A 25,550-nucleotide genomic window follows, 5' to 3' on the forward strand; every position below is an offset into this window, starting at 1 on the left:
GGGATCAGGAACGCTCGGTGAGCTGTTCGATGCGTTTTTCGAAGGTGCCGCAAATGATCCGGTCGACGTAGATGCCCGGGGTATGGATCTGGGTCGGGTCCAGCTCGCCGGGCTCGACGATTTCTTCGACTTCAACCACGGTAATCCTGCCGGCAGTGGCGGCCAGCGGATTGAAGTTCTGCGCGGTGTGGCGGTAGATCACATTGCCGAAGTGGTCGGCTTTCCAGCCTTTGACAATGGCGAAATCGCCCGTGATGGACTCTTCCATCAGGTAGGCGCGGCCCTTGAACTCGCGGGTTTCCTTGCCGTCGGCAACCGGAGTGCCGACGCCGGTTGCGGTAAAAAATGCCGGAATGCCGGCACCGCCAGCGCGCATTTTTTCGGCCAGGGTGCCTTGGGGCGTCAGTTCGACTTCGATTTCACCGCTCAGCAGCTGCTTCTCGAACAGGGCGTTTTCACCCACGTACGAGGCGATCACTTTGCTGATCTGGCGGTCTTCGAGCAGCACGCCCAGACCGAAACCGTCAACGCCACAGTTGTTCGAAACCACGGTCAGGTCGCGGATGCCCTGACGCTTGATCTCGTTGATCAGGTTTTCGGGGATGCCACACAGGCCAAAGCCGCCAGAGATAACGGTCATGCCGTCCTTGAGTCCGGCCAGAGCCTCCTCGTAGGAGCCCACACGCTTGTCGAAACCTGCCATACGCACCTCTCTTGTTTTTAGTGGGCTGTTGTTAGCCGTATGAAGCGAGTGTTACCGGATGTAATTGATTTGTTAAGTTGATTTTTAAGGTGGATTGATAGATAAAACAAATTAATACGCGTGAGGCAAAACCATGACCGTGAAACAGATCCGCGCCTTTCTTGCCGTGGCCCAGAGCCTGAGTTTTGCCGTGGCCTGTGAACGCCTGCATTTATCGCAGTCGGCCTTGAGCCTGACCATCAAGGCGCTGGAGGAGGGGCTGGGTGGTCGCCTGTTCAGCCGCACCACGCGCCATGTGGCACTGACACCCGAAGGCGAGTCGTTGTTGCCGTTGGCCCGACGCCTGATCGCTGACTGGGACAACGCCGAGGATGAACTGCGCCAGCGCTTCACCCTGCAACGTGGCCGTGTGACCCTGGCGGCGATCCCGTCGTTCTCGGGCAATCAGTTACCGTCGATCCTCAAGGGTTTTCGCGTGCGCTACCCCAAGGTCAACGTCACGGTGAACGACGTCATCAACGAGCAAGTGCTGGAGATGGTGCGCGATCGCCTGGTGGAACTGGGTGTGGCTTTCGAACCGGCACCCGGTTCGTCGCTGACGTTTACCCCGTTGTACCTCGACCGTTTTGTCGCGGTGGTGCCCCGTGATTCCGGGTTGGCCGGGCATTCGCTGATTGACTGGAAGACCCTGCTGCAAGAGCCCTTTATTACCCTGCAACGGCCATCTGCCGTGCGGGTGATGCTGGAGGAGCACCTGCAGGCGCGACAGATGAAATTACCGGTGGCATTCGAGAGTCATCAACTGGCCACGGTCGGGCGGATGGTCGCCAGCGGGCTGGGCGTCAGCGTGGTACCGGCGCTGTGCGCCGAGCAGATGCGTGAACTTGGCGCGTGCTGCATCACCTTGCATGAGCCCGTGGTGGAGCGTGCCATAGGCGTGTTGACCAAACCCGGCCATGAGTTGTCAGCGCCAGCCCAGGCCATGTTTGACTGCTTGCTTGAGAGCGGCGGGGCCTTTCAGGTAGGTCGAGGTGATGCCATCGCGAGCAAGCCCGCTCCCACAGTGAGGGTATGAGGGAGCTGGCTTGACTGCGATGCCGACGGTGCGGCCTGTCCCTAGGCCTCGCGCCCGGCCTTGTGTCCGGCACTGATGGCACCCTCGATGTAGCCAATGCTCCGGCAATCGCCAATGCTGGTGGCGCTCAAGCCCGCACGGGTCAATTCGTCAAGCAAGCCGGTGTTGGGCTGCGCGCCGATCGCCAGTACCACCGAATCGGCCTCGCTGCGGGCACTGCTGCCATCCGCCAGTTGATAAAGCACGGCATGGCCTTCAATGGCCGTTACGCAGGCTCCGGTAATCATCTCGCCGCCATGCACGCGAATTTCATGCAGCACCCGCCAGCGACGCACGATGGCCAGTTCGCGGCCCAGATGGGTGCCGCTTTCCAGCACGGTGACCTGACGCCCCCGAGCGATCAGGAACTCCGCCAGTTCCAGGCCCACCAGCCCGCCACCGATGATGGTCACGCGCTTGCCCAGCGGCATCCACACCCGTGACAGTTTTTCCATGGCTTCACGGCTGTCGGTCACCCCGGTCAGGCTGCCGGCTTTCATCAGCGCACGCTGGGTAAAGGACAGTTTGCGCCGGGCAATCTCGTCAGCCCGGTCGCCGGTCATCAGGCGGCGCAATTCGTCGCCACTCCAAACGTGGTCCTGATCGGCTCCGGGGATCGCCGGTGCCGCGCGTTCGGCGCCAACGGCCACCAGCACTTGATCCGCGCCCAGGTCGCGGAGCAGGGCAGGGCTGGCCTGGGTGTTCAGGCGCACATCGATGGATGATTGCTGTACCTGAACCTTGAGGTTGTCCAGCAAACGGGCGTTCTCGGCATAGGCCAGGCCCGCAAAAAACAGCGTACCGCCCAAGCGGTCGCTGCGTTCGAGCAGGGTCACGCGATGTCCGCGCAGGGCAGCGATGCGGGCGGCTTCCATCCCGGCAGGCCCGGCACCGACCACCACCAGATGCTTTGGCGTTGAGGCGGGACTGATGACGTATTCGAACTCATGGCCGGTCATGGGGTTGACCGCACACTTTACCCGCTCGTTGATGAAAATCTGGCTGACACACACGTAGCAGTAAATGCACGGGCGGATGCTGGTTTCCTGATCGTTGAGCAGTTTGTTCGGCAGTTCCGGATCGGCCAGCAGTTTGCGGGCCATGGCAATGAAGTCGCAGTCGCCCCGTTTCAGGGCAGCTTCACCGGCCTCAGGTTCGATCCGCCCTACGGCAATCACCGGCACTTGCACGCAGCGTTTGAGTGCGCCCGTCCACTCCATGAATCCGTTGGGCTTTTGTACCAGGGGCGCTTCGGTAAACACCACGCCGCTGGTGATGCGGGCACTGGCTGACACACTGACCGCATCGACTCCGGCGGCCTCGGCCATGCGCGCCACAGCCTTGGCGTCGTCCAGCGTGATGCCGCCGGGAGTGTGCAGCTCTTCTGCGTCCAGCCGCAGCCATACAGCAAACTCATTGCCCACTTTGGCACGTACTGCCGCGATGATTTCCAGCAGCAGCCGGGCACGGTTTTCCAGGGAGCCGCCGTACTGGTCTTCGCGCTGGTTGTAATAACCGGAAAGGAAACCGGCAATGATATAGCCGTGGGCCGCGTGCAGCTCCACACCGTCGAAACCGGCGCGTTTGGCCCGGTCGGCGGCCAAGGCAAACCAGTCGATCATGTGTGCGATATCAGCGCTGTCCATCACCCTGATCGGTGAGCCTTCGGCGCGCCGCTTCATGGAACTGACAAAGTTGGCCAGTTCTTCAGGTGTGAGTGCGGCCATCATGTCGCTTTGCAGCACAGGCGGCACCGAAGGCACCCACAGTTGCCGACCTTCAGCCATGTCGCGCACCGAGGTCTTGCCCGCGTGCTGAAGTTGCATGGCGATTTTTGCGCCGTGCTGGTGGACGCGCTCGGCGAGGCGGCTTAAACCGGGGATGAAGTCATCGCTGGACACGCCGACCTGGAACGGCTCGGCGGTCCCGGCCGGGAACGCCACCGAGCACACGCCCATGATCAGCAGTCCGGCGCCGCCTCGGGCGCGGGCTTCGTAATAGGCTTGAATCCGTTCGCCGCAATGACCATCGGCTTCGGCGAAGTTGGAGCCCATGGGCGCCATGATGATGCGGTTGCGCAGCTCAAGAGAGCCAATGCGACCGGGTGCCAGCAACTGAGGGTATTTTGTCATTATTCGTTCAGCCCGAGCGGGTGTTTGAAGAAGGGACGGCCGCCCGCAGGCAGCCGTCAGTCATGGGGTGTACACGATGATGGTGTTCAGCCGCGTAAAAATTCCAGGCAAGCCTTGTTGAAGAGTTCGCGATGTTCCACCTGCACCCAGTGGCCGCACTGGTTGAGCATGATAAAGCGCGCATTGGGCGCGTGTTTCAGCACTTTGAGCGCGCCACTGGCAGGGTTGAAGTTGTCATCGGTGCCCCAGAAACCCAGGATCGGTGCTTGCAGCTCTTCAAGGCGCTCGGTCATGTTCGGCACCATCATGGTGGTGAACAGATTGCGCGGCTGGTGCACGGCCACGGCCACACGTTCGGCCAAGAGGCTGTCTTCCAGCTGCGAGCTGTCGAACAGTTGCAGGCTCATGATCCGGCGCATTTGCTCGATGCCCAGAGGGCCTGCGTTGTACAGTTCGACCATGCGTTGAATGCCGACCATCTTGAAGTAGGTTTCGCGGTCTTCGACACCGCCGGGAGCCATCAGGACAAGTTTCTCGACGCGCTCGGGTTCTGCCAGCGCCAGGCCCAGGGCAATGGCCCCGCCCAGGGAGTTGCCGAGCAGGGTCGCCCGCTTGACCCCCACCGCCTTGAGAAACCCCGACAGGGCGCTGACGAAGAACTCCAGGTTGTACTGGGCGTCCTCAGGCTTGTCGGAGCGGCCGAACCCCGGCAAATCCAGCACCAGATTGCGAAAACCTGCGGCGACAAACTGCGGGTAGTTGCCTTTGAAATTGCTGTAGCCGCTGGCGCCCGGTCCGCTGCCATGCAGCCACACCACTACCGGGCCGCTGCCTTCATCGAGAAAGTGCAGGCGCAGGCCGCTGTCCAGTGTCACAAAGTGGCCGATGGGCAGGGGAAGGTCTTGTTCTGTCATCACTCAATCTCCAAAAGTCAGGCTGTGGCCGCGTCAGCCAGCGATGCTGGGGTCGGGGTCTTGTTCATCAGGTGGTTGCGATAGCGCGGCAAGGCCAGGGCCAGAAAACACGAAGCCAGCACCAGCAACGAGACACAGGAGGCCAGGGCATAGCGCAGGCCTTCGTTGCCCAGGCGATGGGCGAAGCCGTCACTGAGCATGCCGATCAGCAGCGGGCCGACGCCCACCCCGAGCAGGGTCATGGACATCACGAAAATCGCGGTGGCCTGGGCCAGTCGGGTAGCCGGGAACAGATGGGAAATGGCCCCCAGGCAGGGTGTCGCCCACCATGTGCCGAAAAAGCTGAACACGCTGTAGAAAATAAAGGCGGTCGGTACAGGCGTGCTGCCCACATAAAATGCGGTACCAACCGGCCACAGGAAGTAAGCCAGCGCGAACGGTATGCTGATCAGCGTGCCCAGCAGCGGCACCCCGATCTGCCAGCCTTTGTCCCGACGGGCCAGGCGGTCACACAAAATACCGCAGGTGAGGGTGCCAAAGGTGGCCCCGGCACCGCCCGCCACCCCGGCCAGCAGCCCGGCGTCCTGCAGGCTCAGACCGTGGGAGCGGATCAGAAAGCTGGGGCTCCAGGTGCCTATGGCATAACCGGCAATGGCCGCAGAGCCGCCGGTGAGCACAATCCAGAGGAAGGACGGGGTCTGGAACAGCTCGCGCACCGTGACGGCCCAATTGGCCTGCGCCACCTGACTGGGGTTGACCAGCATCGCGGGTTTTGGCGCCCGTACGGTGAGCAGCAACAGCAGCCCGAGAAAAATCCCCGGTGCGCCGATTACCACAAATGCAAAACGCCAGCCGTAATGCTGCGCGATCCAGCCCCCCAGCCCCAGCCCGAAAATGGCCCCCAGGCTTGAGCCCAGCATCAGTACCGACAAGGCGGTGGAGCGGCGTTCGGGCGGATACAGGTCCGAGACCATTGCCATTGATGGAGCGGTGCCACCGGCTTCACCGATCGCCACCCCGATCCGGGCCACCACTAGCATCGCAAAACTGGCTGCGAAGCCGCAGAAAATGGTCATGACGCTCCAGGCGATACAGCTGAAGGCGATGACTTTCTTGCGTCCGATACGGTCAGAGAGCCGCCCCAGAGGAAAGCCGAAGAGGGTGTAAAAGACCGCAAAGGTCACACCTGAAAGCAGGCCGATACCGGTGTCTGAAATACCGAATTCTGCTTTTACCGGTTCGATCAAAATGGCCATCAGCAGCCGGTCGATGTAGTTGAAGACATAGATGGCAGCCAAAACGCCTAATGCGTAATGAGTTCGCCAGGTGGGGCGCAAGGGTATGGACACGACGGGCTCTCCCGGTTTTTTGTTCTAGTGAATCCGTTATTCCATAAAGTGCCTGGCGGGTACATCGTCCATTCAGACCAGCCGGTCATCTTGTAGTCGCTGACGAGCGCCGCGAGGCTGCGTCCGGCTACGTAGCCGTCGTAAATCCGAATGTTGCGGTGAACCAGGAAAAGGCATGGGGTGGTTGATCTTGTTTTTGCACTGGTTTTTGATCTGCATGCCCTTCGGGAGGCCGAGAGGAGGTTCTGCGTAGTGGGTCGACCGGCATGGATGCCGGGAGAGCCGTGTTGGGCCAGGGATGGCCCGTCACGGCGTGCCCACGGAGCGGGACCGGAACGAGGGACACCTGAGCGAAGCGAGGGCCGTACGCTGGGGCAAGGCCTTTTTGGTTCCTTTTGTGGCTGTTTGACAAAAGGGACTCGCCGTAAGGGCGAAACCATCATTTCAGTTAGCCGCAAATGCCGGATATGTACCCCGTGTGCCAGTTGTTTTGCGATGCACCCGCACCTATGCCGAGTACATATCCATTCGATGTGTCACGACTTTCTACGGGTTCCGCCCTTACGGCGGGTCACTTTTTCCAAACGCCGAAAAAGTAACCAAAAAGGCTTGCCCTACCATACGGCCGCCTCGCCAAGGCTCCGCGGTGCCCTCACTCCGGCACTGTCATGGGGGCACGCCGCGACGGGCCATCCATGGCCCATCGCGGCTGGCGCGGCGTCCTGCCGCGCCACCCCCATAACAGCACCTGCGTTCGGCCTTCTGTGATGGGCATTCGCGTCGTCTGAACATGGGTGTGACTCCAGCAAAAGCAAAAATGCATTGCAGACGCCACAGAGCCTTGCGCAAAACGCTATAGCGCCAACATATAAGTCGCTGACGAGCGCCGCGAGGCTGCGTAGCCGTCGTAAATCCGGATGTTGAGGTGAATCAGGAAAAGCTTTGGGGCCAGGTTTTACGGTCGCTACGTCGCAGTGGCGCACCAAACCGGACGTAGCCTCGTTCTACTCGTCAACTGCTACACAGCATTCGTAGCAACTGACGAGCCGTGCGAGGCTGCGTCCGGCGGCGAAGCCGTCGTAAATCCGGATGTTGCGGTGCGTCAGGAAAAGCCGGGGGGCCAGGTTTTGCAGTCGCTACGTCGTAGTGGCGCACAAAACAGATCGCAGCCTCGTTCTACTCGTCAGCGACTACAAGGCGGGTAGGCGGGTAGGCGGTGAAATGTGTAGCCGCTGACGAGCCGTGCGAGGCTGCGTCCGGCGGCGAAGCCGTCGTAAATCCGGATGTTGCGGTGCGTCAGGAAAAGCCGTGGGGCCAAGTTTTGCGGTCGCTACGTCGCAGTGGCGCACCAAACCGATCGCAGCCTCGTTCTACTCGTCAGCGACTACAAGGCGGGTAATGCGCCAGCACGGTCTGAGTGCTGCTTAGTCCCATCGGACGATGTTCAGCTTTTTTCTCCAGTCAATGATTGCTCCCATACACCGCCCCGGCTTCAGGGCGGCCGGAATCGGGCAGGCGGGAGAACTCTATGAAATTGCTGAATAAAGTGGCGTTTGTAACGGGCGCTGGTCAAGGCATGGGACGGGCAATCGTTCGTCATTTTGCCGAGCAGGGCGCAAAGGTTGTCGCAGCTGACATCAATCTGGAAGCCGCGCGCCAAAGCATTGAAGGGCTGGGCGAAAACGCGCTTGCCGTCAGTTGCAACGTGGCCGATAGCGATTCGGTTGCCACCGCAATGGCCGCCGTTCACGCGCATTTCGGCAGCCTCGACGTGCTGGTCAATAACGCGGGCATCGGTTCGATTGACGCTTTCGCGCAAACACCGGACGAGAACTGGCAGCGTGTCATCGGCGTCAACCTTACCGGTACGTTTTTCTGCAGCCGTGAAGCGGTAAAACTGATGCTGCAGGCCGCCACCCCCGGCGTGGTGATCAATATCTCCAGCACCTCGGCCCTGACCGGTGAAGGTCCCAGCCATTACTGCGCGGCCAAGGCCGGTGTGATGGGGCTGACCCGCAGCATGGCCCGGGAACTGGCAGGCAATGGCATTCGCGTCAACACCATCGTTCCCGGTCCCACCAACACCCCGATGATGGCCGATATCCCGGAAGACTGGATGCAAAGCATGCTCAAGGCCATCCCTCTGGGCCGCATGGGTGAAACCGATGAAATCGCTCGCGTTGCGGCCTTCCTGGCCAGTGATGACGCGGCATTCATTACCGGCCAGAACCTCGCGGTCAACGGCGGCATGGCGTTTATCTAAACGCCGGGCGCAGCAATGGGAGAGCAGATCATGGGTACTCGTTTACACGACAAGATTGCATTTATCACCGGCGCCGGTTCCGGCATTGGTGCTGCTACCGCACTGCGGTTTGCCGAAGAGGGCGCCCTGGTGGTGCTCTGCGGGCGTCGCATCGAGCCGCTGCAAGCGGTCGCCGCACAGATCCGTGACAGCGGCGGTCGCGCCGAGTGCGCGGTGGCCGATGTCAGCAATGAAGCAGCCTATGTCGCAGCCATCAGTGAGGCGGCGCAGCGCCACGGTCGACTGGATATTCTGGTCAACAACGCGATGGCCTACAGCTGGGGCGCGATTGACAGCACTTCGACGGCTGACTGGCATTCCAACTTTGCAACCACCGTGGATGGCACCTTCTGGGGGACGCGCACGGCACTGGGTCTGATGCGCGCTCAGGGCAGCGGCTCGATCATCAATCTGGCCTCGATCTGCGGTCAGTTCGGTACGCCCTGGATGGCGGGCTATTCCGCCGCCAAGGCCGCCGTGATCAATTTCAGTCGCGCCGCCGCCAGTGAGGGCGCGAGCCACAACATTCGCTGCAACGTGGTCAGCCCGGGCGTGGTCGAGACACCCGCCACGGCCGGCATGCTCACCGACGACAAGACCCGCACCAATACCGAAAAACTGATCCCGCTCAAGCGCGTCGGCCAACCCGTAGAAGTGGCCAACGCCATTCTGTTTTTGGCCAGCGATGAAGCCTCGTATGTCACCGGCGCCTGTTTGCCGGTCGATGGCGGGCGCAGCAGCGAGCTGTACACGGTATTGGAATAAGGACCCTTTTATGGAACAGAACGCCTTGCTTGCCCGTCTTGATCGGCTGGAGTCGATTGAGGAAATTCGCCAGTTGGCCGGCAAATACTCGTTGTCGCTGGACATGCGCGACCTCGATGCCCACGTCAATCTATTTGCCGAAGACATCCGTGTCGGTCGCGAAAAAACCGGGCGTGCGCACCTCAAAGCCTGGGTCGATGACACCCTGCGTGACCAGTTTCATGGCACCTCCCATCACCTTGGTCAGCACCTCATCGAGTTCACCGACCCTGATCACGCCGTGGGCGTGGTGTATTCCAAGAACGAACACGAGACCGGCCCCGAGTGGGTCACCATGCAAATGCTGTATTGGGATGACTACGAGCGGATGCAGGGGCGCTGGTATTTCCGCCGTCGCCTGCCGTGCTACTGGTACGCCAGTGACCTCAACAAACCGCCGATCGGCACGCAAAAAATGCGTTGGCCGGGGCGCGAACCCTATGCCGGTACTTTCCACGACCTGTTCCCGTCCTGGACCGAGTTCTGGGCCCATCGTCCTGACAAGGACCAACTGCCCCAGGTAGCGACAGCAGCCCCGGTCGAACACTTTCTTGCCACCCTGCGCCGAGGGGCTGGCGCACCGAAAATTCGCGTGCGCTGAGGACTGACCATGAGCATTTTGTTTGAACCTGTGCGCCTCGGTGAGCTTGAACTGGCCAACCGTATCGTCATGGCACCGATGACCCGCAGCCGTGCTGACCAGCATGGCGTACCCACTGCCGAGATGGTCGAGTACTACCGCCAGCGTGCGTCTGCCGGGTTGATCGTCGCCGAAGGCACTGCGCCTTCAGCCAGCGGCCTGGGCTATTGCCGTACACCGGCGATTTATAACGCCGGGCAGATCGCTGCCTGGAAGGCCGTGACCGACGCGGTACATGCCGAAGGCGGTCTGATCGTGCTGCAACTGATGCACGTAGGCCGCGCTTCCAGCGCTCACAACAAACCGGCCGGGGCCGCGACGGTTGCGCCGTCGGCCTTGCGCGCACGCACCCAGTTGTTTACCGACACCGCCGGGATGGTCGATACCGACGAGCCCCAGGCCATGTCGCTGCAGGATATCGCCCTGGTAATCGAGGAATACCGCCAGGCTGCTTTGAATGCCCGCCAAGCCGGATTTGACGGGGTCGAGTTGCACTGCACCAGCGGTTATCTGCCGATGCAGTTCATGGCGTCGGGCAGCAACCTGCGTGAAGACGAGTACGGTGGCAGCGTCGAGAACCGTGTGCGCTTCCCGGCACAGGTGCTGGCGGCAATGGCTTCGGCCATTGGTGCCGGGCGTGTGGCGCTGCGCTTGTGCCCGGGCAATCCGTTCAATGACATCGATGACGCAGACCCGTTGGCCACCGCCGTGGCGCTGTGCAAGGCCGCCGAGCCTATGGGCCTGGCGTACGTGCATATCATGCGTTCGCCCCTGACTGAGCTGGATGCCTTTGCCCTGGCCCAGCGTCATTGCAGCAACGGCCTGATCCTCAATGACGGTTTTGACGGTGAGTCGGCCGAGGCTGCACTGCAGGCCGGGCAGGGGGATGCAGTGTCGTTTGCCCGTCACTTTATTGCCAATCCGGATCTGGTGGAGCGTCTGCGCAAGGGGCTGCCGCTGGCCCGTTTCGATCGCAAGACCTTGTACTCCCCAGGCCCTGAAGGCTACAGCGATTACCCGCGGGTCGAGGCGGTGGCGCCATGAACGACATGTCACGCATCAGCGCGCTCACAGCGTCCAGGCAACGGCCCGTGCCCCGGGAGCACACCCAGGCGCTACTGGATGTGCGTTCTGCGGCCAGTGCCCGGATCAAACCGGCAGACTTGTACACCCTGGCTGACCGCCTTGAGGCCCAGGCGCTGGCTATCCCTGAACAGGTGTTTTTGATCGACGGCGAGCAGCGCTTCAGTTACGCCACCGTGAATGCACAAGCCGATCGCATGGCGCACGTGTTTTATGCCAAGGGCCTGCGCCCCGGTGACGTGTGCGCCATTGCCATGGAGAACCGCCCGCAGTTTTTCTTCAGTTGGTTCGGGCTGGTCAAACTCGGTGTCGTGGTGGCGTTTATCAATACCCAGGTCAACGGCAAGCCGCTGGTGCACGCCTTGCAATCCACCGCTGCCAAGGCTGTCGTGGTCGGTGAAGAGTGCGTGGCCAACCTGCTGGGCACTGAAGGTTTGCCTGACGTGCCGCTGTGGTTGGTCGCAGACCCGTCAAATCCGTTTGACGGTGATTTGGGCTGTGTCGACCGCCAGTTTGGCGAGCAGATTGCCGCGGCTCCAGGCACTGCGTTTACGCGTGAAGTGCGTGCTGCGATCACGGCTGAAACCACCACGCTGCTGATTTTTACCTCAGGCACCACGGGGCTGCCCAAGGCCGCGCGTTACAGCCACATGCGCTGGATGTCCTCGGGTGACGTGATGGAAGTCACCCTGGGCGCCACCTGTGACGATGTGTTTTATTGCTGCCTGCCGCTGTACCACGGCGCGGCGGCCACTTCGGTGACGTCTACGGCGCTGTGCGCAGGTGCGAGCATCGTGGTGCGGCGCAAGTTCAGCGTGCGCGAGTTCTGGCCTGATGTACGCCGCAACGGGATCACCGTGTTCCAGTACATCGGCGAGATCTGCCGTTACCTGCTCAACCAGCCTGTGGTGGCCGGTGAACGTGAGCACAGTTTGCGTTACATGCTCGGTGCAGGCCTCACGCCTGAGTCGTGGCAGCGCTGGCTGGAGCGTTTCGGTCCCCTCCAGGTCTTCGAAGGCTGGGGCGCCACCGAGGCCAACGCCAACCTGATCAACGTCGACAACTACGTGGGCTCTTGCGGGCGCGTGCCGGACTGGAGCCGCACCAACTTGCGCCTGGTGCGCTACGACGTCGAAAGCGACAGCCATCCGCGGGACGAAAACGGTTTTTATCAGCTGTGCCAACCCGGAGAAATAGGTGAGGCAATGGGCTTTATCGTTGACCACCCGCAGATTGGCGGCGGGCGTTTCGAGGGGTATACCAGCGCAGCTGCCAGCGAGAGCAAGATCCGCCGCAATGTGTTTCAAACCGGGGACGCCTACTGGAGTTCGGGGGATCTGTTGCGCTATGACGACGACGGCTATTTCTATTTCGTCGACCGTATTGGCGACACGTTTCGCTGGAAAAGCGAAAACGTTTCGACCCTGGAAGTGGCGGACACGCTCAGTGACATGCCAGGTCTTGAGCTGATCAACGTGTACGGCGTGCAGGTACCCGAACACGAAGGTCGCGCCGGGATGGCAGCCATTTTGATGCAGCCCGGGCATGCCTTCGATCCTCAGGCTTTCTTCGAACTGACCCAAGCACGTTTGCCACGCTATGCGGCGCCGATGTTTGTGCGGGTTTCGGCGGCAGCAGACCTGACCAGTACCTTCAAGTTGCGCAAGGTCGATCTGCAGCGCCAGGGCTACGGACCGGGCTTGTTTGACGATCCGCTGTTTGTGCGTGATGACAGTGCCGGTACCTATCAGCCGTACTCGCTGCAAGCACTGGCTCGCGCGGGTTTGCTGCCTTTTGCAGGCAGCAGCCATGAGTGAATTCGACGCCCGGGGCCATGAATGGCGTGATGGTCTGCGTTACCCCTGGCCCCTGGCTCCAGCCAGCGGTCAGGTGCAGGAAGTTGCCGAGGGCGTGCTCTGGCTGCGCATGCCGCTGCCTTTCGGGCTCGATCACATCAACCTGTACTTGCTGCGCCACGGTGACGGCTGGGTGGCGGTTGATACTGGCCTCAACAGCGATCAGTGCCGCGCCGTCTGGGAACAGGTGTTCGTTGACGTGCTTGAGGGCTTGCCACTCAAGGCGGTGATCTGCACCCATTTTCACAGTGATCACACCGGCGTGGTTGGCTGGTTGGCCGAGCGTTTTCGCTGCCCGGTCTTGATGACTCAAGGTGAGTTCCAGGCGCTGCATCACGGCCCGCCCAAGGCCGCCGAGCCGGACTGGGCGTTTCTCGATTTCTATCAAAAGGCCGGGTTCAGTGCAGAGCGCACCACCTCGTTGCTGCCGCTGATCCAGGGCGAACACTTTCGTCCACAGCTGGTCGCGGGGTTTACCCGTTTGAGCCAGGGCAGCCAGCTCACCATCGGCGGGCGCCGCTGGGAAGTGGTGATGGGCAACGGGCACTCACCGGAGCATGCGTGCCTGTACGCCGCGGACGATGGTTTGCTGATTTCGGGCGACCAGGTGTTGCCCCGTATCACTTCGACCATTGCGGTGTATGTCCCCGAACCTGAAGCCAATCCATTGCGTGACTGGCTGGACTCGATCGAACGGCTGCGTGTGATCCCCGACAGCGTGCTGGTGCTGCCGGCCCATGAGCGGCCGTTTTTCAATCTGCATCTGCGACTGGATCAGTTGCGTGATCACCATCTCAGACATTTGCAGCAGTTGCTTGAGGCCTGCGCCCAACCGCGTACGGCGCTGGAGATGATGGCGGTGTTGTTTAAAAAGCTGTCAGGTCGTTTTGACGAGCTGATGGCGCTTGGAGAGACGTTGGCTCACGCCAATTACCTTATGGCCGAGGGGGCGCTCGTTCGTGAGGAGCAAGGAGGGCTGCATCGTTATCGACAGGCCCGGACAGGAGTCGTGAAGTTCGACCCGCTTGAGTTGCTTTGAGCACAACGCAATGACGCTTGAACCCATCGAGGCGGCCAACGAGTCGTCAACCAGGAGAGGCAGAGTGATCAATAAAAACAACAATAAATGTCAAGGGCTGCGCCCGCACCGCTATCAGGTCAGTGGCCTGGCCGTCGCCGTGGCACTGGTGTCCAGCCCCTTGTGGGCTGGGGAAACCATTGAGTTCGATGACGGCACCACGATTGACTGGACGGTGACCACCAGCTACGGCATCGGCATGCGCCTGGCTAATCCCAGCGACAGGCTGATGGGGAGTAACGTCGATGACCCGAACCGCAACTTCGAGCAGCACAGCCTCACCACCAACCGTGTGGGCGCGCTGGGCGAGATGATTCTGCGCAAGGACAACTACGGTGCGGTCGTGCGGGCCAGTACCTTTTATGACGATGTGTACCACCGTAAAAACGACAACGACTCACCGGCCACCGTCAACAAGTTCGGCAGCAATGACGAGTTCACCAGCGACACCCGTTACTACAGCGGCGGTCGCACTAAATTACTCGACGCCTACGTGTTCGGCGGCTGGCGTTTTGAGAACGACACCATGCTCGACGTCAAGGCCGGTCGGCACATTGAGTCGTGGGGCGAGAGCCTTTACTACCCGGGCGTGAACGGCGTGCAAAACCCGTCCGATGCGGTCAAGGCGGCGCAGCCGGGGGTTGAGGTCAAAGAGGTGTTGCTGCCGGTGGGGCAGTTCTCGGCGTCCTACCGGATCAACCCGCAATTTACCCTGGGCGGCTATGTGCAGTACGAGTGGAAGGGGACTGAATTGCCGCCGGTGGGCAGCTTCCTGTCGACCTCCGATGTGATTGGCCCGGGCCGCGAATTTTTGTTCATGGGTAACAACAAGGTGCTTTATCAGGGGACTGATGAGCCCCGTAACAGCGGTCAGTGGGGCGCACAGGTCCGTTACCGCCCGGTCACTGACCTTGAACTGTCACTGTTCCATGTGGTTTACCACGACAAAAACCCGGCCACCGCGCTGATTGGCTGGGACCCGACTCCAGTAGGTCCTGGTGCTCTGGCCTACAGGGCCAGCGGCTACCGGGTCAAATACTTTGAAGACATCAAGCTGACCGGTATCAGTGCCACCACCAAGCTGGGCGACGTGCAGCTGGGGGCGGAGTGGTCGTATCGGGACGGTGCGCCGGTGATGGTCAATACCGGGCTGGGGCCGGTGCCTGCCAAGGGCAAGGGGCAGCAATTCCAGTTGTCGGCGATGCGAATTCTGGGTGACCGTCCCTGGGCCAGCCAAACCACGTTGACCGGTGAAATCGTCACCGTGCGTGCTGACCACGCCGATGCGACCTCGGCCGCGCCGAACCTAGAAGGTGTGGGGCTGTTGCCGTCCCTGGTGCCGTCTGTTCAGCCGTCCAATGATTACACCTACAAGGCCGGTACTGCGTGGCGTACCCGCTCATCGAGCGCATACACCGTGGGCGCCTCGTTCAGTTATCCGGGGGTGTTCCAGGGCTGGGACCTTGAGGTTCCGTTTACCTACTCGGATGTATTCAGCGGTGCTGCACCGATGTCGGGGACTATTTCCGGGGTGGCCGGGGATCGTCGCCTGAGCGCGGGCACGACCTTCAAGTACCTGAGCAACCTGGAAGTGTCGCTCAAGTACATCGGCTACCTGGGCTCGCCCGACCCGATGTACCGCCCGCTGGCAGACCGTGACTACGCCACGTTCTCGATGAAATACACCTTCTAAAACACGCCCCTGTAGTCGCTGCCGCAGGCTGCGAAGGGTTGCCTTGCAACCCGTTTCCTTGAAGGCCCTTAGGTCCTCATCGCAGCCTTCGGCAGCGACTACAAAGTTGGATGAACTGACTAAAGAGAGATAACCATGGGTCTTAAAGGTCACGCGGCCATTGTGGGCAGCGCACAGTACAAACCTGAGAAATACGCCACGGCGCCGCGCATGTTCCACCTGGAGCAGGTTGCCGATCTGGCGGCCCAGGCGCTACGCGATGCCGGATTGCAGGCATCGGACCTCGACGGGCTGGTGATCAATGGCCCGCAATTTCATGAAGCTTCGGTATTTGTCCCGGCCATGGCCGCTGAATACCTGGGCTTGCGCCTCAACTTTGCCGAAGTTGTCGACCTTGGCGGCTGTACTTCGGTCGGCATGGTCTGGCGGGCAGCAGCAGCCATCGAACTGGGTCTGTGCCAGGCGGTGCTGTGTGTATTGCCTGCACGCATGGCGCCAATGGGCCCGGATGAAGACGCCAGCTGGATGGCCCGGGCCATGCGCTTTGGTGGCCACAGCACCGCGTTTGGTGCTCCCGAAGCCGAGTTCGATCTGCCTTACGGTCACATGGGCCAGAACACCGGTTACGCGATGATCGCTCAACGGTATGCCGCGCAATATGGCTATGACCCTCGGGCGATGGCCAAAATCGCGGTGGATCAGCGCACCAATGCGCAGTTCAACCCCCAGGCCATGTTTTACGGTCAGCCGCTGACCATCGAGCAAGTGCTGGCCAGCAAAAAGGTCGCCGACCCGTTGCACGTGCTGGAAATCGTCATGCCCGTGGCGGGTGGTGCGGCAATGATCATCGCTTCCAGGGAAGTGGCTGCCCGTGCCCGTAAACGGCCGTCCTGGATCACCGGCTTTGGCGAGCACCTGGCGTTCAAGTCCCCGTCCTATGCCCAGGACATGCTGCACACCCCGATCGGGCCGGCCTCGCGCCGGGCTTTCGACATGGCGGGGCTCAAGCCTGCGGATGTGGATGCGGCGCAAATTTACGATTGCTACACCATCACCGCCTTGCTGACCCTGGAAGACGCCGGTTTTTGCGCCAAGGGTGAAGGCATGAGTTTTGTGCGTGAGCACGACTTGACCTGGCGCGGTGATTTCCCGATGAACACCCACGGTGGTCAGCTCAGCTTTGGCCAGGCCGGTTCGGCGGGCGGCATGAGCCAGGTGATCGAGGCCGTGACGCAAATTGCGGGCGAGGCGGGTGAACGCCAGCTCGAACGATGCGACACGGTGTATGTCTCAGGCACCGGTGGGGTGATGAGTGAGCAGGGCGCATTGATACTTCAGGGAGCATGAACCCAATGTCGAACAACAAACCAATGCCGGTTCCGACCGAGATTTCTGCACCGTTCTGGGAAGGCCTTAAAGCTGAGCGCCTGTTGATTCAGCAATGCAACGAATGCAGTGACTGGGTGTTTTATCCGCGTCGGCATTGCCCGGCGTGTTTTGCCCACTCGCTGGCCTGGCGTGAAGTCAGTGGTGGGGCGACGCTGTACAGCTTCACCGTGACGCGTATCGCAACCTTGCCGGATTTTGCTGATGAGATGCCGCAAATGCTGGCGGTGGTCGAACTGGATCAGGGTGTGCGAATCAACACCAATCTGGTGGGGCTGGACGAATCCGAAGTGAAGATCGGCATGCGTCTGCAACCGGTGTATGCCGAGATAGACGGCAAGGGTAATCGGCTACTGCGCTTCACGGGTGTCGATAAGGATGCTGATGCCCTCAAGGCGTTGCGAGCGGTTGAGCAACCGGCGCAAGAGCCGGTCGCCACCGTGCGCCAGATTGCGCTGGATGACGAGGCGGCGCTGCAGGGGCTGGTTAGCGAGACGTTCAGCCCGTGGAGCAATCAGGTGGTGGTCGATCAGGCCTTGATTGACACGTTTGCCCAGTTGTCCGGGGATGACTACTGGATCCACACCGACCCTGAGCGTGCGCGCAAGCAAAGCCCGTTTGGCGGCACCATTGCCCACGGTGCGCTGGTGCAGATCCTGCAGTCGCGGATGAAACTGAATCTGGGATACGAGATCACCGGTTTCAGCAACATGATCAACTATGGATCTGACCGACTGCGTTTTCCGGCGCCGGTTCCGGCAGGCTCGACCATTCATGCCCGGGCGCGGGTCAAGCGGGTGGAGCGGGTCAAGAGCGGCACGCAACTGACCCTTGAGCTCAATACCCATGTCCTGGGCAGCGAGCGGCCGTCGGTGATCAATGAGCTGGTGATTTTGTACATGTAATGATTGCTGGCACCTGTAGCCGCTGAGGAGCGACGCGAGGCTGCGACCGACTGCGAAGCGGTCGCAGCCTTCGTTCCTCGTCAGCGGCCTGTATCTTGGCGCTAAAACGTTTTGTGCAAGGTCCTGTGGCGTCTGCGATGCATTTTGCTTTTGCTGGAGCCACACGTATGTCCAGACCACGCGAATGCCCATCACAGAAGGCCGAACGCAGGTGCTGTTATGGGGGTGGCGCGGCAGGACGCCGCGCCAGCCGCGATGGGCCATGGATGGCCCGTCGCGGCGTGCCTCCATGACAGTGCCGGAGTGAGGGAACCACCGAGCCGGGGCGAGGCGGCCGTATGGTAGGGCAAGCCTTTTTGGTTACTTTTTCGGCGTTTGGAAAAAGTGACCCGCCGTAAGGGCGGAACCCGTAGAGAACCGTGACACATCGAATGGATATGTACTCGGCATCGCTGCGGGCTCATCGCAAAACAACTGGCACACGGGGTACATATCCGGCATTCGCGGTTAACTGAAATATTGGTTTCGCTCTTACAGCGAGGCACTTTTGTCAAACAGCCACAAAAGTACCCAAAAAGGCCTTGCCCCAGCGTACGGCCCTCGCTTCGCTCAGGTGTCCCTCGTTCCGGTCCCGCTCCGTGGGCACGCCGTGACGGGCCATCCATGGCCCAACACGGCTCTCCCGGCATCCATGCCGGTCGACCCACTACGCAGAACCTCCTCTCGGCCTCCCGAGGGGCGGGTAGATCAAAAACCACTGCAAAAACAAGATCAACTTCCCGACGAGGCGGCCTACAGGCCGACCTTTTTAGCGAAGCTCATTTCTTTAAACAGGCCGGCTGGCAACAGAGTATCTACAGCATTTCGGTGGTGACACGCTTTAGTCTCAACGGACGATGAGCCCCGCCCCCTTCCTTCCCATACTGCCCTCAGCCAATAAATACAGGCATTGAGGAGCAGGCACATGATCGACATTCGTGGTTTGAGCTACTTCGTTGCAGAGTCTGCAGATCCCGTCCAATGGCAGCGATACGCCGAGGACGTGCTCGGGATGATGGTCAGCGAAGCCCCCGGCGGCGGCATGTACGTGAAAATGGATGAGCGTCCGTTTCGCATGCTGATCGTGCCTGGCGGCGAGTCGCGCTATCTGGCCTCCGGTTGGGAACTGGCCAGCGAAAAAGCATTCAATGCGGCCATCCAGGTGCTGGATCAGGCCGACGTGAGCTGGCGCCACGGTACGGTCGAGCAGTGTGATCAGCGTGGGGTGCAAGCGCTGCTGCACGTGACCGACCCTTCGGGCAATCGCCACGAATTGAGCTGGGGCCATCGCTCCGATTGCCAACCCTTTGTCTCGCCTCAAGGCGTGCCGGGTTTTATCACCGGCGACATGGGCCTGGGGCACACGGTGCTGCCCGCGCCGAATTTCGACGCCACCCTGGCGTTTGCCAAGGATGTGCTGGGCTTTGAGTTGTCGGATATTTTCAATTTTCGCCCCGACCCTTCGGCACCGCCGATTCGCATTCACTTTCTGCATTGCAAAAACAGCCGCCACCACAGCCTGGCCCTGGCCGAATACCCGGTGCCATCAGGCTGCGTGCATGTGATGGTCGAGGTCGAGTCCATGACCGAAGTGGGCCGCGCCCACGACCGGCATCTGGCCCACGACGTGCCGCTGTCGGCCACCCTTGGCCAGCATCTGAACGACCGCATGACGTCGTTTTACATGAAGACCCCTTCAGGTTTTGACCTGGAATACGGCTATGGCGGCTTGCTGGTGGATTGGCAGGAACACAGCGCTTTTGAATTCACCCGGGTCAGTCTGTGGGGCCATGACTTTTCCGTCGGCCAGCAGCAGTAAGGAGCACTAGATGAACAAGCAAATGACAGCGGCAGACGTGGTCGGCCAATTGCGTGACGGCATGACCATCGGCTTTGGCGGCTGGGGGCCACGACGCAAACCCATGGCAATTGTGCGCGAGATCCTGCGCTCGGACGTCAAGGACCTGACCGTGGTGGCCTATGGCGGCCCGGAAGTCGGCATGCTCTGCGCTGCCGGTAAGGTCAAGAAGCTGGTTTTCGGCTTTGCCACCCTCGATGCGATCCCCCTCGAAGCCTATTTTCGCAAGGCCCGCGAGGCCGGTGAGCTGGAGCTGATGGAGCTGGACGAGGGCATGCTGCAATGGGGCCTGCGCGCCGCCGGCATGCGCTTGCCGTTTTTGCCGACCCGATGCGGTCTGGCCACCGATGTCAGCCGCCTGAACCCCGAGATCAAACAGGTGCAGTCGCCGTATGACGATGGTGAGGTGCTGCTGGCGATGCCGGCGCTGAATCTGGACATCGCCTTCTTGCATGTCAACGTTGCCGACCGCCTGGGCAATACCCTGGTCACCGGTCCCGATCCGTATTTCGACCATCTGTTTGCCCGCGCCGCCAAGCAGTGCTTTGTGTCGTGCGAGCGGATTGAGCAGCGCTTGAGCCTGGATGCTGCCCAGGCCCGCTTCAATACCTTCGAACGCTATCTGGTCAGCGGTGTGGTGCATGCACCCTTTGGTGCGCACCCGACGTCGTGCCCGTCCGATTACGGCTGGGACATGAGCCATTTGAAACGCTACAGCGCCAGTGCCGCCGAGGAAGGTGGCTGGGAAGGCTATGTAGCCGAGTTTGTGACCCCGGGCGAAAGTGCCTATCAGGCCAGCAATGGCGGTGTCGATCGATTGAGCGCTTTGCCGCTGCCCGTGTTTTAAGGAGCTTGGACATGACTGCTACTAACGAATTTACCCTGGCTGAATTGTTGATCGTGGCTGCCTGTGAAGCCTGGCGTGGCAACGGTGAAGTGATTGCTTCGGGCCTGGGCGTGATTCCGCGCCTGGGGGCGAGCCTGGCCAAACTGACCCACAGCCCTGAACTGTTGATGACCGACAGCGAGGCATTCCTGGTGGAAGAGCCTATCCCGCTGGGGCCGCGTGGTGATTATGTACCGCGCTACTCGGGCTACCTGTCGTTTGAGCGGGTGTTCGAATGCGTATGGGGCGGACGCCGCCACGCCATGATCGGCCCGACCCAGATCGATCGCTGGGGCCAGACAAACCTGTCGTGCATTGGCGACTATCAGAAGCCCAAGGTGGCGATGCTGGGGGTGCGCGGCTTGCCGGGCAACAGCATCAACCATATCAACTCGTTTTTTGTTCCGGCCCATAACACCCGGGCATTTGTGTCGGGTGAAGTGGACATGGTCTCGGGTGTCGGCTTCAAGCCTGAACGCTGGGAAGAGGGCATGCGCCGCGACCTGATGGACATTCGCCTGATCGTGACCGATCTGTGCGTGATGGACTTCGGCGGGCCGGATCGCGCCGTACAGGTGCGCTCCCTGCACCCGGGTGTGAGCTTTGAAGAAGTGCAGGAAAAAACCGGTTTCCCGCTGCTCAAGGCCGCCGATATCAAGCAAACCGTGGCGCCTACGACAGAGCAACTGGCCCTGATCCGCCGCCTGGACCCCCATGACTATCGCGCAGCCGCGCTCAAGGGCAATCCGCCCGGCATTCGTCAGGCCTGAAGGCAAGGAACTCACATGAGCCGCGACAGCGAATTTGTACAGCGGGCTGATACCGCTGTGTATGAAACCGAAGAGCCGGTGCTGTATGGAGTGGCCGATGGTATTGCCACGCTGACCATGAACCGGCCCACCGTGAACAATGCGCAAAACTCGCAGATGACCTATGCCCTGGACGATGCCTTTCGCCGCGCCGTGAATGACGACGCAGTGAAGGTCATCGTGCTGCGCGGCAATGGCAAGCACTTCTCGGCGGGGCATGACATCGGCACCCCCGGGCGCGATATCAACAAACAGTTCGACCGCGCCAGCCTGTGGTGGGATCACACCAACAAGCCGGGTGGCGAGTACCTGTATGCCCGGGAGCAGGAGGTGTACCTGGGCATGTGTCGGCGCTGGCGCGAATTGCCCAAGCCGACCATCGCCATGGTGCAGGGTGCGTGCATTGCCGGTGGTTTGATGCTGGCGTGGGTCTGCGATTTGATCGTGGCCAGTGACGATGCCTTCTTTCAGGATCCGGTGGTGCGCATGGGCATTCCGGGGGTGGAGTATTTTGCCCATCCCTACGAACTCAATCCGCGTATAGCCAAGGAATTTCTGTTCACCGGGGATCGCATGAGCGCCGAGCGCGCCTATCAGATGGGCATGGTCAATCGCCTCTTTGCCCGCGAAGCACTGGAGGCGGGCACCTATGCGCTGGCAGCGGCGATTGCCAGGCAGCCGCGCATGGGACTGGCGCTGACCAAGCAGGCGATCAATCACGTTGAAGACTTGCAAGGCAAGCGCACGGCGATGGATGCGGTGTTTGCCTGGCATCACTTTGCCCATAGTCATAATGAGTTGCTGTCGGGTGACAAGCTTGGGGGCTACGACGCCAAGGCCATGATCGAAGCGAACAAGACGGCTGCGGGAGAGGGTCGATGAGCGAGTACCTGAAAACGGCGTTGACCGATGGGTTGGGCTGTCGCTACCCCATCGTGCAAACCGCGATGGGCTGGGTGGCAGACGCCAATCTGGTGATCGCCAGTACCCGGGCCGGAGCCTTCGGGTTTTTGGCGGGTGCGACCCTTGCTGCGGATCAGCTGGAGGCTGAAATCAAGCGGGTGATTGAGGCCACGGGGGGCAGTAACTTCGGTCTCAATTTCCATATGTTCCAGGAAAACGCCGCGCAGTGCGTGGACCTGGCCATTGAGTACCGTTTGCGCGCCGTCAGTTATGGACGTGGTCCGGACCGCCAGACCATCGACCGTTTCAAAAAGGCCGGGGTGCTGTGTATCCCGACCGTGGGCGCGCTCAAGCACGCGATCAAAGCCGTTGAACTGGGCGCGGACATGATCACCGTGCAGGGCGGCGAAGGCGGCGGGCATACCGGAGGCGTGCCGAGCACCATTTTGCTGCCGCAAGTGCTGGATGCGGTGCGGGTACCGGTGATTGCGGCGGGTGGCTACTCCACCGGGCGCGGACTGGCAGGCGCCCTGGCCAGCGGTGCGGCCGGGATTGCAATGGGCACGCGCTTCCTGATGACCCAGGAATCGCCCACGCCCCTTGCCACCCTGGAGCGCTATGTAAAAGTCGCCGATCCCCAACGTATCCGCGTCACCACCGCAGTGGACGGCATGCGCCACCGGATGATCGAGAACGCGTTCATCAATCGTCTGGAAAAGGCCAGCGCCTTTGGCCGTCTTCGAATTGCCCTGGGCAGTGCCTGGCACTGGAAGCAACAGACCGGCATGAGCCTGGGGCATATGCTTGGCGTGTTCGTCCAGTCGGTGAAGGAAGACCCCGGTGCCCTGTCGCAAACCGTGATGGCGGCCAACCAGCCGGTACTGCTGCAGCGTTCGATGGTGGATGGCGTACCGGATGAAGGGATTCTGCCGTGCGGGCAAGTGGCGGCGGCGATTGGCGATCTGAAAAGCTGCCAGGACCTGATCGAGGAGATGGTGCAAGAGGCAGAGCGCTGCCTGATGGCGGTAAACATGCGTCATCAGGGATTGGGCGACCGGTATCAGCGTTGAGTGACACAACCTGTGGGAGCTGGCTTGCCTGCGATGCGGGCGCTGCGTTCTGGCAGGCAAGCTGGGTGGATGCCATCGCGAGCAAGCCCGCTTCCACAGGGGTCAGGACAAAAACCCGCCATCCACATTCAGCGAAACCCCGGTGGTGTAGCTCGAGGCATCGCTGGCCAGGTACAGCACTGCACCGGCCATTTCACTGGGGGCGGCAACGCGTTTGAGCGGGATATGTTGCAGGACTGACTTGAGGATGGCGTCATTGCTGACCAGTGCCGAAGCAAATTTGGTGTCGGTCAGGCCCGGCAGCAGTGCGTTGCAGCGGATGCCGTAGGCGGCACATTCCTTGGCAAACACTTTGGTCATGTTGATCACCGCGGCCTTGGTCATCGAGTACACCCCCTGGAACTCACCCGGGGTGATGCCGTTGATCGAGGCCACGTTGATGATGCTGCCACCGCCGTGCTCGCGCATCAGCTTGCCGGCCTCAACCGACATGAAGAAATAACCCCGAATGTTCACGTCGACGGTTTTCTGGAAGGCCACCGGGTCGGTGTCCAGTACGTGGCAGAACTGCGGGTTGGTGGCGGCGTTGTTGACCAGGATATCGATGCGCCCAAAATCTTCGCGGATGCGCGCAAAGGTGCGGGTGATGTGTTCCATTTCGCCGATATGGCAGGCAATGGCTGTTGCCTTGCCGCCATCGGCGATGATTCCGTCGGCTACAGGCTGGCAGCCTTCGAGTTTGCGGCTGGAGACAATGACGTGGGCACCTTGCTGGGCCAGCAGCCGGGCAATGGCCTCGCCGATACCGCGGCTGGCACCGGAAACAAAAGCGATTTTTCCATCAAGGTCGAACAGTTGAGTCCTGGACATGCTGATTCCTTGTGATCTCGGGCTTAGAGGCTGGAGCGGCCAATGACGTTGAGGCTCATGTGCTCAAGCAGGGCGTTCATCTGTACGAACTGCGCGAAACGTTTGTCCCGGGTCTGGCCGTGGAAGTAGCGGTAGTAGATCTGCTGGACGATACCCGCCAGACGGAACAGGCCGTAGGTGTAGTAGAAATCGTAGTTGTCGATCTCGATTCCCGAGCGCTCAGCGTAGTAATCAACGAACTCGCGGCGGGTCAACATACCGGGGGCGTTGCTCGGCTGGCGCCGCATTCGTTGGATCGGGGCCGGGTCGTCGGCTTCAATCCAGTAGGCGAGGGTGTTGCCCAGGTCCATCAGCGGATCACCCAGGGTGGTCAGTTCCCAGTCCAGCACGCCGATGATCTGCATCGGGTCGGCGGGATCGAGGATCACGTTATCGAAGCGGTAGTCGTTGTGGATGATGCCTGGGGTCGGGTGATCGGCTGGCATGTTGGTCTGCAACCAGTCCTTGACCGCCTCCCAGCGCGGCGCATCGGGGGTCAGGGCTTTTTCGTAGCGCTCGCTCCAGCCGCTGATCTGACGTTGCACGTAGCCCTGGGGCTTACCCAGATCACCCAGGCCACAGGCGTTGTAATCAACGCGATGCAATTCGACCAGCGTGTCGATAAAACGCTTGCACAGTGTTCGGGTGGCGTCGGCATCCAATGCCAGTTCCTGGGGCAGATCAGAGCGCAGGATGATGCCCTTGACCCGCTCCATGACATAGAACTCGGAGCCGATCAGGTTTTCGTCGGTGCAATGGGCATAGGCCTTGGGGCAGTAGGGGAAGGCGTCCTTGAGCTGATTAAGGATGCGAAACTCGCGGCCCATGTCGTGGGCAGACTTGGCTTTGTGCCCAAAGGGCGGGCGGCGCAGCACCAGCTCTTTGCCCGGGTAGTCAATCAGGTAGGTCAGGTTGGAAGCACCGCCGGGGAACTGGCTGATCGTGGGTGTCCCCTCAAGGTCCGGGATCTGGCCCTTGAGGTAAGGATCAATGCGGTTGGCGTCGAGTTCTTCGCCAGGGCGGATGCGGGTGGACGAGTCGGTAAGCGCCATGTTTATCTCTTCTGCTTATATTTGTGGCCTGACAACATTCGTTAATTTAATGGGCAACCAGGGCA

General features: G+C 61.0%; 21 protein-coding genes. 15 read left to right on the top strand and 6 right to left on the bottom strand.

Translation table 11 applies throughout. The annotated features are described in order from the left end of the window. Positions 1-4 precede the first annotated feature (4 nt). Complete coding sequence (locus AACY07_RS09065) at positions 5-703, bottom strand: CoA transferase subunit A (RefSeq protein ID WP_133076902.1); 699 nt, start codon at positions 701-703, stop codon at positions 5-7. A gap of 133 nt (positions 704-836) precedes the next feature. On the opposite strand from AACY07_RS09065, the gene AACY07_RS09070 reads away from it, so the two are divergent. Further along, on the top strand, positions 837-1,778 hold the full coding sequence (locus tag AACY07_RS09070; protein WP_339474479.1) for a LysR family transcriptional regulator: 942 nt from the start codon (positions 837-839) through the stop codon (positions 1,776-1,778). A 41-nt stretch (positions 1,779-1,819) separates the two neighbouring features. On the opposite strand, the gene AACY07_RS09075 is transcribed toward AACY07_RS09070, so the two are convergent. The 3 genes from AACY07_RS09075 to AACY07_RS09085 all read right to left on the bottom strand — a co-directional run bounded on the left by AACY07_RS09075 (position 1,820) and on the right by AACY07_RS09085 (position 6,212). Then, positions 1,820-3,949 carry an oxidoreductase gene (locus tag AACY07_RS09075; RefSeq protein WP_339474480.1) on the bottom strand — a complete coding sequence of 710 codons (2,130 nt, stop codon included), beginning with the start codon at positions 3,947-3,949 and terminating at the stop codon, positions 1,820-1,822. Between the two features lie 86 nt (positions 3,950-4,035). Then, a complete protein-coding gene (locus AACY07_RS09080; RefSeq protein WP_339474481.1) occupies positions 4,036-4,863 on the bottom strand; it encodes an alpha/beta fold hydrolase in 828 nt (275 codons plus the stop codon). A 17-nt stretch (positions 4,864-4,880) separates the two neighbouring features. Next, positions 4,881-6,212, bottom strand: coding sequence for an MFS transporter (locus tag AACY07_RS09085; protein ID WP_133076898.1), 1,332 nt, complete (start codon positions 6,210-6,212; stop codon positions 4,881-4,883). A 1,528-nt stretch (positions 6,213-7,740) separates the two neighbouring features. On the opposite strand from AACY07_RS09085, the gene AACY07_RS09090 reads away from it, so the two are divergent. The 14 genes from AACY07_RS09090 to AACY07_RS09155 all read left to right on the top strand — a co-directional run bounded on the left by AACY07_RS09090 (position 7,741) and on the right by AACY07_RS09155 (position 23,524). Then, positions 7,741-8,475, top strand: a complete 735-nt coding sequence (locus AACY07_RS09090; RefSeq protein ID WP_133076897.1) for an SDR family NAD(P)-dependent oxidoreductase — start codon at positions 7,741-7,743, stop codon at positions 8,473-8,475. 30 nt (positions 8,476-8,505) lie between these two features. Continuing rightward, positions 8,506-9,279 (top strand): SDR family NAD(P)-dependent oxidoreductase, encoded by a 774-nt coding sequence (locus AACY07_RS09095; protein ID WP_133076896.1) that lies wholly within the window; start codon positions 8,506-8,508, stop codon positions 9,277-9,279. Positions 9,280-9,289: 10 nt separating this feature from the next. Continuing rightward, positions 9,290-9,919, top strand: a complete 630-nt coding sequence (locus AACY07_RS09100) for a nuclear transport factor 2 family protein (RefSeq protein ID WP_019826411.1) — start codon at positions 9,290-9,292, stop codon at positions 9,917-9,919. Between the two features lie 9 nt (positions 9,920-9,928). Beyond that, positions 9,929-11,002 carry an alkene reductase gene (locus AACY07_RS09105; protein ID WP_133076895.1) on the top strand — a complete coding sequence of 358 codons (1,074 nt, stop codon included), beginning with the start codon at positions 9,929-9,931 and terminating at the stop codon, positions 11,000-11,002. After that, positions 10,999-12,858, top strand: a complete 1,860-nt coding sequence (locus AACY07_RS09110) for a long-chain-acyl-CoA synthetase (protein WP_339474483.1) — start codon at positions 10,999-11,001, stop codon at positions 12,856-12,858. The genes AACY07_RS09105 and AACY07_RS09110 overlap by 4 nt, the downstream gene beginning before the upstream one ends. Then, a complete protein-coding gene (locus AACY07_RS09115) occupies positions 12,851-13,936 on the top strand; it encodes an MBL fold metallo-hydrolase (protein ID WP_133076893.1) in 1,086 nt (361 codons plus the stop codon). Before AACY07_RS09110 ends, AACY07_RS09115 begins: the two co-directional genes overlap by 8 nt. 64 nt (positions 13,937-14,000) lie before the next feature. Further along, entirely contained in the window at positions 14,001-15,668 is a 1,668-nt protein-coding gene (locus AACY07_RS09120) for a DUF1302 domain-containing protein (RefSeq protein ID WP_133076892.1), read from the top strand. Between the two features lie 135 nt (positions 15,669-15,803). Beyond that, complete coding sequence (locus AACY07_RS09125; protein WP_133076891.1) at positions 15,804-17,015, top strand: thiolase family protein; 1,212 nt, start codon at positions 15,804-15,806, stop codon at positions 17,013-17,015. Positions 17,016-17,020: 5 nt separating this feature from the next. Then, complete coding sequence (locus AACY07_RS09130; protein ID WP_339474485.1) at positions 17,021-17,959, top strand: bifunctional OB-fold nucleic acid binding domain-containing protein/MaoC family dehydratase; 939 nt, start codon at positions 17,021-17,023, stop codon at positions 17,957-17,959. Positions 17,960-18,923: 964 nt separating this feature from the next. Continuing rightward, on the top strand, positions 18,924-19,817 hold the full coding sequence (locus AACY07_RS09135; RefSeq protein WP_339474486.1) for a VOC family protein: 894 nt from the start codon (positions 18,924-18,926) through the stop codon (positions 19,815-19,817). A 10-nt stretch (positions 19,818-19,827) separates the two neighbouring features. Further along, positions 19,828-20,703, top strand: a complete 876-nt coding sequence (locus tag AACY07_RS09140) for a CoA transferase subunit A (RefSeq protein WP_219263091.1) — start codon at positions 19,828-19,830, stop codon at positions 20,701-20,703. Between the two features lie 11 nt (positions 20,704-20,714). Beyond that, entirely contained in the window at positions 20,715-21,512 is a 798-nt protein-coding gene (locus AACY07_RS09145; RefSeq protein ID WP_133076886.1) for a CoA-transferase subunit beta, read from the top strand. Between the two features lie 15 nt (positions 21,513-21,527). After that, positions 21,528-22,433 carry an enoyl-CoA hydratase gene (locus AACY07_RS09150; protein ID WP_219263090.1) on the top strand — a complete coding sequence of 302 codons (906 nt, stop codon included), beginning with the start codon at positions 21,528-21,530 and terminating at the stop codon, positions 22,431-22,433. Then, positions 22,430-23,524, top strand: a complete 1,095-nt coding sequence (locus AACY07_RS09155; RefSeq protein ID WP_339474488.1) for an NAD(P)H-dependent flavin oxidoreductase — start codon at positions 22,430-22,432, stop codon at positions 23,522-23,524. The genes AACY07_RS09150 and AACY07_RS09155 overlap by 4 nt, the downstream gene beginning before the upstream one ends. 102 nt (positions 23,525-23,626) lie before the next feature. On the opposite strand, the gene AACY07_RS09160 is transcribed toward AACY07_RS09155, so the two are convergent. Both AACY07_RS09160 and AACY07_RS09165 read right to left on the bottom strand, forming a co-directional pair. Beyond that, positions 23,627-24,394 (bottom strand): SDR family oxidoreductase, encoded by a 768-nt coding sequence (locus tag AACY07_RS09160; RefSeq protein ID WP_339474490.1) that lies wholly within the window; start codon positions 24,392-24,394, stop codon positions 23,627-23,629. A gap of 23 nt (positions 24,395-24,417) precedes the next feature. Further along, positions 24,418-25,485 (bottom strand): phosphotransferase family protein, encoded by a 1,068-nt coding sequence (locus tag AACY07_RS09165; protein ID WP_339474491.1) that lies wholly within the window; start codon positions 25,483-25,485, stop codon positions 24,418-24,420. Positions 25,486-25,550: the final 65 nt, after the last annotated feature.

This window comes from Pseudomonas sp. RL_5y_Pfl2_69 (assembly GCF_963970465.1).
Classification (GTDB): Bacteria; Pseudomonadota; Gammaproteobacteria; order Pseudomonadales; family Pseudomonadaceae; genus Aquipseudomonas.